General features: G+C 62.8%; 12 protein-coding genes. 9 read left to right on the forward strand and 3 right to left on the reverse strand.

All coding sequences use genetic code 11. The annotated features are described in order from the left end of the window. Positions 1-190: 190 nt before the first annotated feature. From FKV68_RS04110 to FKV68_RS04120, 3 genes are read left to right on the forward strand one after another with little or no spacing between them, the layout of a single operon-like run. Positions 191-1,807, forward strand: a complete 1,617-nt coding sequence (locus tag FKV68_RS04110; protein WP_180940260.1) for a Ppx/GppA phosphatase family protein — start codon at positions 191-193, stop codon at positions 1,805-1,807. Next, complete coding sequence (locus tag FKV68_RS04115) at positions 1,804-2,541, forward strand: RlmE family RNA methyltransferase (RefSeq protein ID WP_180940261.1); 738 nt, start codon at positions 1,804-1,806, stop codon at positions 2,539-2,541. The genes FKV68_RS04110 and FKV68_RS04115 overlap by 4 nt, the downstream gene beginning before the upstream one ends. A gap of 3 nt (positions 2,542-2,544) precedes the next feature. Further along, positions 2,545-2,928: a VOC family protein gene (locus tag FKV68_RS04120; protein WP_180940262.1), complete on the forward strand. Its 384-nt coding sequence runs from the start codon at positions 2,545-2,547 to the stop codon at positions 2,926-2,928. A 21-nt stretch (positions 2,929-2,949) separates the two neighbouring features. Here the strand turns inward: FKV68_RS04120 and FKV68_RS04125 are convergent, their stop codons facing one another. Continuing rightward, positions 2,950-4,359 carry a DHA2 family efflux MFS transporter permease subunit gene (locus FKV68_RS04125; protein WP_180940263.1) on the reverse strand — a complete coding sequence of 470 codons (1,410 nt, stop codon included), beginning with the start codon at positions 4,357-4,359 and terminating at the stop codon, positions 2,950-2,952. Positions 4,360-4,641: 282 nt separating this feature from the next. Here FKV68_RS04125 and FKV68_RS04130 point away from each other — a divergent pair, with 282 nt between their 5' ends. The 5 genes from FKV68_RS04130 (at position 4,642) to FKV68_RS04150 (ending at position 9,819) form a co-directional block, all read left to right on the forward strand. Then, positions 4,642-5,625: an MBL fold metallo-hydrolase gene (locus tag FKV68_RS04130; RefSeq protein WP_180940264.1), complete on the forward strand. Its 984-nt coding sequence runs from the start codon at positions 4,642-4,644 to the stop codon at positions 5,623-5,625. A gap of 189 nt (positions 5,626-5,814) precedes the next feature. After that, entirely contained in the window at positions 5,815-7,317 is a 1,503-nt protein-coding gene (gene guaB, locus FKV68_RS04135) for an IMP dehydrogenase (RefSeq protein ID WP_180940265.1), read from the forward strand. 65 nt (positions 7,318-7,382) lie between these two features. Beyond that, positions 7,383-7,559: an MAPEG family protein gene (locus tag FKV68_RS04140; RefSeq protein WP_180940266.1), complete on the forward strand. Its 177-nt coding sequence runs from the start codon at positions 7,383-7,385 to the stop codon at positions 7,557-7,559. A gap of 198 nt (positions 7,560-7,757) precedes the next feature. Beyond that, positions 7,758-8,780 carry an alcohol dehydrogenase AdhP gene (adhP, locus tag FKV68_RS04145; RefSeq protein WP_245181266.1) on the forward strand — a complete coding sequence of 341 codons (1,023 nt, stop codon included), beginning with the start codon at positions 7,758-7,760 and terminating at the stop codon, positions 8,778-8,780. 163 nt (positions 8,781-8,943) lie between these two features. After that, positions 8,944-9,819 (forward strand): dienelactone hydrolase family protein, encoded by an 876-nt coding sequence (locus FKV68_RS04150; protein ID WP_180940267.1) that lies wholly within the window; start codon positions 8,944-8,946, stop codon positions 9,817-9,819. Positions 9,820-9,947: 128 nt separating this feature from the next. Here FKV68_RS04150 and FKV68_RS04155 read toward each other — a convergent pair whose 3' ends face one another. Beyond that, a complete protein-coding gene (locus tag FKV68_RS04155; protein ID WP_180940268.1) occupies positions 9,948-10,898 on the reverse strand; it encodes a LysR substrate-binding domain-containing protein in 951 nt (316 codons plus the stop codon). A gap of 206 nt (positions 10,899-11,104) precedes the next feature. On the opposite strand from FKV68_RS04155, the gene FKV68_RS04160 reads away from it, so the two are divergent. Further along, positions 11,105-11,401: a DUF1127 domain-containing protein gene (locus FKV68_RS04160; RefSeq protein ID WP_180940269.1), complete on the forward strand. Its 297-nt coding sequence runs from the start codon at positions 11,105-11,107 to the stop codon at positions 11,399-11,401. A gap of 483 nt (positions 11,402-11,884) precedes the next feature. Here the strand turns inward: FKV68_RS04160 and FKV68_RS04165 are convergent, their stop codons facing one another. After that, positions 11,885-12,703, reverse strand: a complete 819-nt coding sequence (locus FKV68_RS04165; RefSeq protein ID WP_180940270.1) for a DUF937 domain-containing protein — start codon at positions 12,701-12,703, stop codon at positions 11,885-11,887. Positions 12,704-12,717 lie beyond the last annotated feature (14 nt).

The following is a 12,717-nucleotide window of genomic DNA, read 5'->3' on the forward strand; positions in this document are numbered from 1 at the left end:
CGCTGTAGCGCGCGGAGTCGCTGCGGCTTTTTCTGCTTAAATCGATTTCGGTTTAACAAAACACCCGGCAGCCGCGACGTCAAAAAAAGTTTGGCGAAAAGAGGCGGCGCTGGTACAGTCGCGCCAACGCAAAATCGAGAGAGCGCCTTGAGCGGCCGTCAGGCTTCGCGCGGCGCCATGGTTGAGACACGTGAAAGACCCCGATCACGGCGAAAAGCCGTCTGAATCCGGGGCGTCGGCAGCAGGTCGTGGCGAGGCGCGCAAGGTCGTGCCGCGCGGCGGAAAGGGCAAGCGGAGGCGGCGCAGGCCGTCCGGCTCGCCGTCTGCAGTTGCCAGCCAATCCGGCCAGGCCGGAGAGGCAGGGCGCCCCGCAGGAATGGATGTGGCGGAGCCTGCGCGAAAGCGCAAACGGCGCCGGCGCTCGAAAGCAGCGAAACCGCAGGGCCAGGTTGCAGCCGCCGTTTCCGGCGGAAGCGTCGAGCTTTTCGATGCGGCGATCACCGACAAGAAGGGTCATAAGCGCGGCAAGAAGGAGCGGCATCGCCGTGGGCTGCAGGGGCGGCCACTTGCGTCGAACGGCAAACCGCATGCGAGCGAGCGGTCGGGCGATCCACGCCGTGCCGAGGTCGCCTCGGCTTCGCAGTCGATACAGGCGCCGCGGTCGGAAAATCTGCGCGCACCCTTTGTTGCGGCGGGCGAACCGCCGGCACCGCTTTACGCGGCCCTTGACCTCGGCACCAACAATTGCCGCCTTCTCGTCGCACAGCCGACCCGGCCGGGCCAGTTCCGGGTGGTCGATGCGTTCTCGCGCATCGTCCGGCTCGGCGAGGGGTTGGGAGCGAGCGGGCGCCTTTCGGACGACGCGATGGAGCGCTCCGTCGAGGCACTCAAGATCTGTGCCGCGAAACTCAATGCCCGTTCGATCCGCCGCCGCCGGCTGATCGCCACGGAGGCGGCGCGGTCGGCCGCCAATGGCGAAACCTTTCTGAGGCGCGTGGCGGAGGAAACCGGGCTCGAGCTCGAGATCATCGATCGCGAGACAGAGGCGCGGCTGGCGGTTTCCGGCTGCTCGTCGCTGGTCGATCGCGAGACGCGGTCCGTCGTTCTCTTCGATATCGGCGGCGGCTCGTCCGAGATCGCCATCATCCGCATTGGCGACAACCGCTCGAGCCGGCTGGCCAACCATATCACCCATTGGACGTCTCTCCCTGTCGGGGTCGTCACCCTTTCGGAACGCCATGGCGGCGAGCATGTGACGCCGCAGAGCTTCGAGGCGATGGTGCGCGAGGTCGAGGGCATGCTCGCCCGCTTCGATAGCCCCCCGGTCGAGGCTCTGGCGAACGGCGGCGATGGCTTTCATCTGATCGGAACATCGGGAACGGTAACGACGCTCGCCGGTGTCCATCTCGATCTGCCGCGTTATGACCGGCGCAAGGTCGATGGGCTGTGGCTGTCCGACGACGAGGTTTCGGCGATGCAATCCCGCCTGCTTTCCTGGGATTTCGCCGCTCGCGCCGCAAATCCCTGCATCGGGCCGGATCGTGCCGATCTGGTGCTTGCCGGCTGCGCGATCCTCGAGGCGATCCGCCGCCGCTGGCCGTCGACGCGCATGCGCGTGGCCGATCGCGGTCTGCGCGAAGGCCTGTTGACCGATATGATGGCTGACGACGGCGCCTGGCGCCGCGCCCGCCCGCGCCGGCACCAGCGCAGCTTCAATGGCGGATCGGCGAACCACGAGGGAAGCAAGGCCCACGAAGGGAACAGGACCCACGAGGGGAACAAAGCCCATGAGGGGAACAAGGCATGACGAAATCGCCGATCGGCGGCAACCGCAGCGGCCGTAAGCTCGGCCAGAAGGTGAAGAAGGGCAAGCTCAAGGCCTCCTCGCGCCGCTGGCTGGAACGCCATATCAACGATCCCTACGTCCAGCGGGCACAGCTCGAGGGCTATCGCGCCCGGGCGGCCTTCAAGCTTCTTGAAATCGACGAGAAGCACAAGATCCTTGCCGGCGCCAGGCGCATCATCGACCTTGGTGCCGCGCCCGGAAGCTGGTCGCAGATCGCCGCCAAGGTGACGAATTCGACCGATGCCGACCCGCGTGTGGCCGCGATCGACTTTCTTGAAATGGACCCGATCCCCGGTGTCCGCTTCCTGCAGATGGACTTTCTCGACCCCGAGGCGCCCGACAGGCTAAAAGAGGCGATCGGTGGAACGCCCGACCTGGTGATCTCCGACATGGCGGCGCCGACGACCGGCCATCGCCAGACTGATCACCTGCGCACGATGCACCTTTGCGAGGTCGCAGCTCATTTTGCCGTCGATGTGCTCGCCGAAGGCGGCCACTTCCTGGCAAAGACTTTCCAGGGCGGCACGGAGCGTGAGCTCCTGAACATGCTGAAGCAGAATTTCCGGCAGGTCATCCATGTCAAGCCGGCCTCGTCTCGCGCCGAGTCGGTCGAGATGTTCCTGCTCGCCAAGGGCTTCAAGGGACGGCGGGCGACGGAGACCGAGGAGCCGGCGGAAGACGCTGCAACGGAGTAGAACATGCTGCTTTACGTGACGCTCGGCACGAACGACCTCGACCGCGCCGGCGCCTTTTACGACAAGACGCTCGCGACGCTTGGTCTTGAACGGCGGAAGCAGGACGAAGTCGAGATCGGCTATGGCGCCGAAAGCGATGTCCGCTGCCGCCTCTGGGTGGTGACGCCGTTCAACCGCATGGCGGCGACGATCGGCAACGGTTCCATGGTTGCGCTCGAGGCGGAAAGCCGCGCCGCGGTCGATGCCTTCTACGCCGCTGCACTCGCCAATGGCGGAACGGACGAGGGCGCACCCGGCCTGAGGCCCTTCCATCCGAATTTCTATGCGGCTTACGTCCGCGATCCGGACGGCAACAAGCTGTCGGCCGTGTGCGAGCGGCCGGAATAGAGCGGCACCACAGGGCCTTCCTTATTTGCCGGCCGTCGTTTCGGCTTCGCGCATCTGCAGGCGGTGACCGGAAACGGAAGCGCCGGCGTTCTTCGCCATCGTCAGGAACGGGATGGCGCCCAGCAGATTGGCGCCGGCGATGATCATGAACGCGATATGGAAGTCCTCCAGACCCAGGGGGCCGCCGCTGATCGACGTTTGGACTTCAAGGATCGCACCGGCGACGGCAACCCCAAGCGCAAGGCTGATCTGCTGCAGCACGGCGCTCATCGAGGTCGCCTTGCTGGCGTCGGCGTCGTCGATATCGGCGAAGGAAAGAGCGTTGATGCTGGTGAAGAAGAACGACCGGGCGAAGCCCGCAAGCAGCAGGATCGAGATCATTACCAGATAGGGCGTCGCCGGCGTGAAGAAGCCGTTGGCGAAGGTCAGCAACCCGCCGACGACGGCCGCCACGATCAGCGTGGTGCGGAAACCGGCAAAGGCGAGAACGCGGCGCGCGAGGAATTTGGTGGTGATGGCGCCAATCGCGCCGACGAAGGTGATGAGGCCGGACTCGAACGGATTGAGGCCGAAGCCGATCTGCAGCATCAGCGGCATCAGGAACGGGATTGCGCCGACCGAGATGCGGAAGATCGTGCCGCCGATCGTGGCCGCGCGGAAGGCGCTGTTCCTGAACAGCTTCAAATCGAGCACCGGCGCCGGATGCCGGCGGGCATGGACGATATAGAGGAGTGTGGCGGCGATGCCGGCCGACACGGATGCAAAGCCGACCGATGTCGGCAGCGCTGGCAGGCTGATGACCGACAGGCCGAAGACGATGCCCGAGGCGGCGATGCCGCCAAGCAGGAAGCCGAGAATGTCGACCGGCGGCGGGTTTCGCCGTTCCATCGCGGGCAGATAGATGCCGGAAAGCACGTAGCCGGCAATGCCGACCGGCACGTTGATCAGGAAGATCCAGTGCCAGGAAAAATAGGTGGTGATGAAGCCGCCAAGCGGTGGGCCGGCGAGCGGTCCGACGAGTGCCGGAATGGTCAGCAACGCCATGGCCGAGACGAGCTCGCTGCGCGGGGCGCCTCGGACGAGAACGAGGCGAGCGACGGGCGTCATCATTGCGCCGCCCATACCCTGCAGGAAACGCGAGAGGACGAAAGCAATGAGGCTGTTCGAGATGGCGCAAAGCACCGAGCCGACGATGAAGACGAGGATAGCCGTACGAAAAATGCGTTTGGCGCCAAAGCGGTCGGCCATCCAGCCGCTCAACGGTATGAAGATAGCGAGCGCCACCATGTAGGATGTCAGCGCCAGTTTCAGGGTGATCGGGCCGACGCCGATGTCGTGGGCGATGGCGGGCAGTGAAGTCGAAATAACCGTGGAATCCATCTGCTCCATGAAGAGAGCTATGGCAAGGATCAACGGAACGATACGATTCATGCTGAAATGCCCTGGGCGTGAGTGGCGCGGGCGGCGCGACGGTGATGGCCTATAGCATAGTTCGCAAAAAAGCGGAGTCGATTTCAGGAATCACGTGTCGGCTAAACGCTACCGCAATCTTTTCGGCGTCTAAAAACACGAAAGCCGTCGAAGCGCAAACCAAACCTGCGATTGCAGATCAAAAGCCTGTGATCCCGCCTGTCCTTTTCCTTTAGGGCCCTAATTCCCGGTTGTCATGGCTTGCCGTGATAACGGCTTGCTTGCAGTGGAGGAGGGACGAAAATGGCATTTTCGCTGACGCGCCGGACTCTGTTCGGAACGGGAGCAGCGGGCGCGCTGGCGGCTCCGGCTTTGTTGACGGGGTTCGCCAGCGCTCAAGACGCGACGGAACCACACGGAATGACGAACGGCACGACTTTCAAAACGCTCAAACTCGGCACCGCCAAGATCACGGTGATCAGCGACGGCACGCGCATGATGGGAAAACCGCACGAGATCTACGGGCTCAATCAGCCGGCCGATGCGGTTTCGAAGCTGCTGACGGATAACTTCCTGCCCGCCGATGGCTTCGTGAACGGGTTCTCACCGGCGGTGGTCGACACCGGAACCGATGTCGTGCTTTTCGATACCGGCTTTGGCGAGGCCGGCCGGGAAATGGGAACCGGTAGACTTGTCGATGGGCTGAAAGCCGCCGGCTACACGCCCGACCAGGTCTCGGTGGTGGTGATCACCCACATGCATGGCGATCATATCGGTGGTCTCATGACCGGCGGCAAGCCGACGTTTTCGAATGCGCGCTACATCACCGGGCAGGTCGAGTACGACTTCTGGAAGGACGAGGCGCGTGTCGGCACGCCGGCCGAAAACGGCCACAAGACCGTGCTCGAGAAGGTCGTTCCGCTTGCGGAAAAGACCACTTTCATCGGCGATGGTGCAGACGTTGTGCCGGGCATCACGGCGCTCGCCGCTTTCGGCCATTCTCCGGGGCACATGGTGTTCCGGCTCGATTCCGACAACAAGGCCCTGATGCTGACGGCGGACACGGCCAACCATTATGTCCTGTCGCTGCAGCGCCCCGATTGGGAGGTTCGCTTCGACATGGACAAGGCGCAAGCAATCGCTGCGCGCCGCAGGGTCTTCGACATGATCGCCACGGATCGCCTGCCCTTCATTGGCTATCACATGCCGTTCCCGGCGGTCGGTTTCGTCGAACGGAACGACCTTGGCTACCGCTTCGTGCCGGCGACCTACCAGTTCGATATCTGAGCGGCGGAGGAATGTTGCTCTGCAACAACAATTTTCAGGGCCCGGGAGATTTCCGGGCCTTGACTATTCCCATTCCGACATATCCGTGTTACGAGCCCTCGCCAACTTCCAAGACAAGCTTTGAAGTCACCCGGTGGACAAATCGCTAACGGTCCCCGGGGATTTTCGTTTATTGAAGAGGAACTGGCCATGGCGCGTATCATCGAAACGGCAACCGGTCTGGAGGCTTTGACCTTCGACGACGTTCTGCTTCAGCCGGGACATTCCGAGGTCATGCCGGGCCAGACGAATATCTCGACCCGCATCGCGCAGGATATAGATCTCAACCTCCCCATTCTGTCCTCCGCAATGGATACGGTCACCGAAGGCCGCCTGGCGATCGCCATGGCCCAGGCCGGCGGCCTCGGCGTCATTCATCGCAACCTGACCCCGGCCGAACAGGCCGAAGAGGTTCGCCAGGTGAAGAAGTTCGAGAGCGGCATGGTCGTCAACCCGGTCACGATCGGTCCGGATGCGACGCTCGCAGACGCGCTGAGCCTGATGAAGGTGCATGGCATCTCTGGTATCCCGGTCGTTGAAAACGGCGGCGCCGGCGGGCAGAAGCAGGGGCGTCTCGTCGGTATCCTCACCAATCGCGACGTGCGTTTCGCTTCGGATCCGGCTCAGAAGATCTACGAACTGATGACCCGGGAAAACCTGATCACGGTCAAGGAGAGCGTCGACCAGCAGGAAGCCAAGCGTCTCCTCCACAAGCATCGGATCGAGAAGCTCCTGGTGGTGGATCCGGACGGCCGCTGCGTCGGTCTGATCACGGTGAAGGACATCGAGAAGTCGCAGCTCAATCCCAACGCGTCGAAGGACGCGCAGGGCCGGCTTCGGGCCGCCGCCGCCGTCAGCGTCGGTGACGACGGTTTCGAGCGCGCCGAGCGGCTGATCGACGCCGGCGTCGACCTGATCGTCGTCGACACGGCGCACGGCCATTCGCAGCGTGTGCTCGATGCCGTGGGGCGGATCAAGAAGCTGACGAACTCGGTTCGCATCATGGCGGGCAACGTGGCCACTGCGGATGGCACCAAGGCGTTGATCGACGCCGGTGCCGATGCCGTCAAGGTCGGTATCGGCCCCGGCTCCATCTGCACGACGCGTATCGTCGCCGGCGTCGGCGTGCCGCAGCTTGCGGCGATCATGGCGGCCGTCGAGGCCGGGCAGGCGTCCGGGATCCCGGTGATTGCCGACGGCGGCATCAAGTTCTCCGGTGACATGGCGAAGGCCATCGCGGCCGGAGCCTCCGCTGTCATGATCGGCTCGCTGCTCGCCGGTACGGACGAAAGCCCGGGCGAAGTCTTCCTTTATCAGGGCCGTTCCTTCAAGGCCTATCGCGGCATGGGATCCGTCGGCGCAATGGCGCGCGGTTCGGCCGATCGCTACTTCCAGGCGGAGGTACGCGACACGCTAAAGCTCGTGCCGGAAGGCATCGAGGGTCAGGTCCCCTACAAGGGACCGGTCGCGGGCGTGCTGCATCAACTCGCCGGTGGTCTCAAGGCCTCCATGGGCTATGTCGGTGGCGCGACGATCAAGGACTATCAGGAACGCGCGACCTTCGTGCGCATCTCCGGCGCCGGCCTTCGCGAGAGCCATGCGCACGACGTGACGATTACCCGCGAGAGCCCGAACTATCCGGGCGCCGTCTGACGGCCGCTGCGGGGCGCTTCGAAGCGCCCCGTTTTCCCTGACTTTGCCAATGAAAGAGGAGAGCGATGACCGGCTTCGAGGCCGACAACATCGTCTCGCTCAGCCTCGCTTGGCTTTTCGTCGCCTCTCGCTATTTGCATGCCTACGTGCATGTCACCGGTAATTGGCTGCGCCATCGTCACCCGTTCTTCATGTCCGGCGTCGCACCCCTTGGCGCGATGTGGCTCTGGCTCTCCGTCTGATGGCGATGGGCTGATCGCCGTTTGCCGGCATGACTGTTTCAGATCTGAGACGATTTCGCCACCGGACGCCCCCTCCTTGATGTGTGTCAAGGGGCCGTGGCTTGCTCTACCGCTAGGCTTCCGTCTGTCAGCGCGCCACCGGAGTGTGCGCGATGCCGGCTGCGCCGGCGCCAACATCGACAATCGGAGGACATCGACATGACCATGAAAGCCGCTGTGGTACGCGAATTCGGCAAGCCGCTTGTTATTGAGGAGGTGCCGATCCCGAGGCCCGGGCCCGGCCAGGTCCTCATCAAGTATGAGGCGACCGGCGTGTGCCACACCGATCTGCATGCCGCAAAGGGTGATTGGCCGGTGAAGCCGAACCCGCCCTTCATTCCGGGCCATGAAGGCGTGGGTTACGTCGCCAAGCTCGGCGCCGGCGTCAAGGGGCTGGAGGAGGGCGACCGGGTCGGTGTCCCGTGGCTTCACACTGCCTGCGGCTGCTGTGCGCCATGCCGCACGGGCTGGGAAACGCTTTGCGGCAGCCAGCAGAATACCGGCTATTCGGTCGATGGCACCTTCGCCCAATATGGGCTGGCCGATCCGGATTTCGTCGGGCGACTACCCGCCAAGCTCGAATTCGGCCCGGCGGCGCCGGTGCTCTGCGCCGGCGTCACGGTCTACAAGGGGTTGAAGGAGACGGAGGTGAAGCCCGGCGAATGGGTCGTCGTCTCCGGCATCGGCGGCCTTGGCCACATGGCGGTGCAGTATGCCAAGGCCATGGGCATGCATGTCGCCGCGGCCGATATCTTCCCCGAGAAGATCGCGCTCGCCAAGAAGCTCGGCGCCGACCTCGTCGTAGATGCAACGTCGCGCGACGCCGTGGAAGAGGTCCAGAAGCGGATCGGAGGCGTCCACGGAGCGCTGGTGACGGCGGTTTCACCGAAGGCGATGGAGCAGGCTTACAACATGCTGCGTTCCAAGGGCACGATGGCGCTCGTTGGCCTGCCGCGTGGCCAGATCTGCCTGCCGATCTTCGATACGGTCCTGAAGCGCATCACCGTGCGCGGCTCGATCGTCGGCACGCGGCAGGACCTCGAGGAAGCGCTGGAATTTGCCGGCGAAGGCAAGGTCGCTGCCCACTTTTCCTGGGACAAGATCGAGAACATCAATGCGATCTTCGAGCGCATGGAGGAGGGCAAGATCGATGGCCGCATCGTCCTCGATCTCAACAGCTAGGCCGTGAAGCAACGGGGGGCGGTTCTCCGCCCCCGCGTCGCCCAATCCAGTGTCGCCGGTAACGCAGTTTTGTACGTCATGCGCGCGCTGGTTGCCCTATCCTGTCGGCGGGCGGCTTTCCTTCCGGTACCGCCTACGGAGAGGATAGCCGAAGGAGGGCGCCATGAACGAACCCGTCATCACGCAAGCGATGATCGATGCCTATGATGAATACACTCATCTGACACTGGACCGCCGCCGTTTCATGGAGACGTTGACGGCGCTGGCCGGTTCCGCAGCGGCCGCTGCGGCGATTGCTCCGATGCTGGCCGCAAACAGCGCCAAGGCGGAGATGATTGCCGGCACCGATGCGCGCATCAAGGGCGAGGACATTACCTATCCGGGCGCCGACGGCGAAATGAAGGGGTACCTCGTCAGGCCTGCCGATGCCTCCGGCAAGCTGCCCGCGGTGATCGTCATCCACGAAAACCGCGGTCTCAATCCGCATATTCGCGACGTCGCACGCCGTATGGCGCTGGAGGGTTTTGTCGCCCTTGCGCCCGATTTCCTTTCGCCCGACGGAGGAACCCCGAGCGACGAGGACAAGGCCCGCGAGATGATCGGGGCGCTTGATGCTGGCGCAACCAACGAGAACGCGGTTGCGACGGTGACCTTCCTGAAGGGCCATGAAGGAAGCACCGGCAATGTCGGCGCCATCGGATTTTGCTGGGGCGGCGGGCTCGTCAACCGCCTCGCCGTAAACGCCCCCGACCTCAAGGCAGCGGTCGCCTATTACGGTGCTCAACCGAAAGCCGAGGACGTTCCGAAGATCAAGGCCGCAATGCTGCTGCATTATGCCGGGCTTGACGAGCGCATCAATGCCGGTATCGAAGACTACCGCAAGGCGCTGACCGCCAACGGCAAGGACTTCACGATCTATGTCTACGACGGCGTCAACCACGCCTTCAACAATGACACCTCGGCTGCCCGCTACGACAAGGCCGCGGCCGATCTTGCCTGGGGCCGGACGGTCGAGTTCCTGAAGGCGAAGCTTGCCTGAGAAGCTGGCGCGGGATTGCAGATCAGCGCCACGTGCTCCGTCTAAATCCCGCTTCCCGCTCGAGAGGGGCGGTCACTCGAGAACGCCACGCGTCCGAAGGGAGGCGTGGCTTTCTCGTTGTCGATCCTCTACCAGCCAGGCAGCATATGGCTCTGCCTCAGGCGTGGGTAACGCGGGTAGCCCTTCAAATCGCCGTCGAGGTCGTCGTTGACCGTGATCGGCGTGATGTTGTCGAGGCAGGCTGTGATGTGGTTGGTGATCGCATTCGAGAGCGACGGCGAAAGGCCCGGGCGCTTCATGATGCCGATCTGCACCGGCGCCAGCGCCGGAAAGCCATCGGCCAGCGTCAGCACCTTCATGCCGGGTCTCAGCGCCGATTCCGGAAGCACCGAAACCGCCATGCCGGCGAGCACGGCGGCGGCAACGACGGTCGACGACCAGCTCGTGAACAGGATCTGGTATTCCTTGCCCGTCGCGTCGAGCGCTGCGCAGGCGGCCTGTCGCCACTGACAGTCACGCCGGCCGACAGCAAGCGGGATCGGCGCGTTTTCCGGCAGCGGATGGTTGATTGAGCTCACCCAGCAAAGCGGCTCCGTCCGCACCACATCGGAGGCCCGCGCCCTTGGATTGTGGGTGACGAGCGCGATGTCGAGATCGCCCTTTGCCATTTTCTCGGCGAGGTCGACCGAGGGCTCGCAGACGATGTAGAGTTCGACGTTCGGATGGGTCTTGGCGAACCGGACGATAATCTCCGGCATGTAGCGATCGGCGTAATCGTCCGGCGTGCCGATTCTGAGCGTGCCCTCGAGGCGGTTGTCGTCGAAGGAAGCAATCGCCTCGTTGTTGAGGCGGATCATCCGGCGGGCGAAATTCAGGAGCCGGTCGCCTTCGACGGTCAGCCGGTTGCCGCGTCCATCCTTCATGAACAGTGCCTTGCCGATGCGCTCTTCCAGACGCCGCATCTGCATCGAGACGGCCGACTGGGTCTTGAACACACGGTCGGCAGCCTTGGTGAAGCTGCCTGTGTCCGCGATGGCAACAAAAGTCTGCAATTGGTCAATATCGAGCGGTGCTGACATGGCCGTAATACCCATAAGATTGTTTGATGAATATCATTAAAAACATTCGTTGGACTGATCAATAAGCATTTGCGACTAATAGCCTGCAAATCACATCAAGTCCTGTCCGCGAAATCCCTCGCTGACCCGAAAAATTACCGCCGCCCCTGCGTATGACCTCCCCCGCAGGGTGTGGGCTTCTTCGTGCCTGAAAAAGGAGTACCGCCATGCGCATGACCCAACAGGCCTTCGATCTCGACCTCGTTGCGGGAAAGCAGTCGGTTGCCACCCGCACCGCAGGCGTGACCGGCGTGCTGACGACCGTCTGGCGCCTGTTCCGCAGCCGCTGCCAGATCGCACGTTTGCAAGATCTTGATGACCGGCAGTTGCTCGACATGGGATTGAAACGCGAAGACCTGCATGAGGCTCTGACCTCCTCGTTCTTCGACAATCCGGGTAGCTACCTGACCCGCGCGTCCAGAAATCGGGCGAACCTCTTCTACCGGGGGACACGCCACAATTAATCCCCTACAGCGCCGCGCGTCCAATCAGACGCGCGAAAGGCGCTGTAGGACTCTGAATTGCTGCATGTTTTATCCTTAAACTAAGGAGACATGCAGCGGCGCATCCCGCCGCCTTGGATGCGCGATACGGCATGATCCGCGATCGGTTGCCGCCTTCGCGGATCATGCCGTCGAAATTCGCTTCACGGTGCGCCGACCCGCACCGACACGTTCCCCGCAGGGTATGAGCCAATAGACCCTGCCGCTTGCCCGGTGCATGACCAAGACATGCACCGGGCTTTTTTGCGCAGTTCTGCAAGGATGCTGTCGAAGGCGTCGGATGAAGGCGTTTGAAAGCGGGACGCTTCAAAGCAATTCCAAGAAAAGTGCACAGCGGTTTTCCGTCCGGAATTGCGTGGTTTTCGAAGCAATTCCAGGAAAAGTGCACAGCGGTTTTCCGTTCGGAATTGCGCGGTTTCGAAGCTGATGAAACGACGAAACGATCTAGACCTTGTCGCCCGAACTTTTCTTGTAGCTCTCGAACAGGGCGTCGATGTTCTTCTGGTATTCCTTCTGCATTTCGAGCCCGCTGTCGAACATCGTGTTCATCATTTCCGAAAATTGCCTGAAGGCCGGGTTCTCCGCGGGTGCTTTTTCGGGTGCGCTCGCACCTCGCTGCATCATCTCCTGAAACGCCTTGAAGAACGGGTTGTCGGTGAAGATGTCCGGCGTCTTCGGCTTGTCTTCCGGCTTTGCCATGCCGAAGAACCCCTGCATTGCCTGAACGAAAGGATTGTCGAAGGCGGTTGGGGCCGGGTCGGGCTTCTTGGCCAGCCCTGTCGCCTCCATCCATTGCTGCATCATCGCCATCATGGGATTGTTGGCAAAGGGATCGCTGGCAGTGCCTGTCGTTTGCTTGAACAGGCCGCCCATCAGCGTGCTCGCCATCACCGGCAGCATCTGCTTATAGATCTCCTGACCGATGCCGGTCATCTGTGCGGCTTGCGCAGCGATTGCGCGCGACATCTCCTTGGAGCCGAACAGTTGACCGAGGACACCGTTGCCATCGGCCATGCCCTGCGGCGTGAAGGCCTGGCTCATGTCCTCGAAGTATTTCGCGTAGTTGCCGGTCGAAAGTGCGCCAAGCAGCGCACCGAAATCATAGGGATTGGCGGTGTTGCGCTTGAAGGCCGTCGAGAAAGCGGGCAGGAGCGCCGCCGTCGCCTTCGTCATCTGTTCCTGGGCAAGGCCGTATTGCTTCGCCATCAACTCGATGGCCTTGCCGTTCTGCGCCTGGGCGAACATGTCAAAAAGCGGTGCCATCCCTTTATCCTTCC

The organism is Sinorhizobium mexicanum (genome assembly GCF_013488225.1).
Lineage (GTDB): Bacteria > Pseudomonadota > Alphaproteobacteria > Rhizobiales > Rhizobiaceae > Sinorhizobium > Sinorhizobium mexicanum.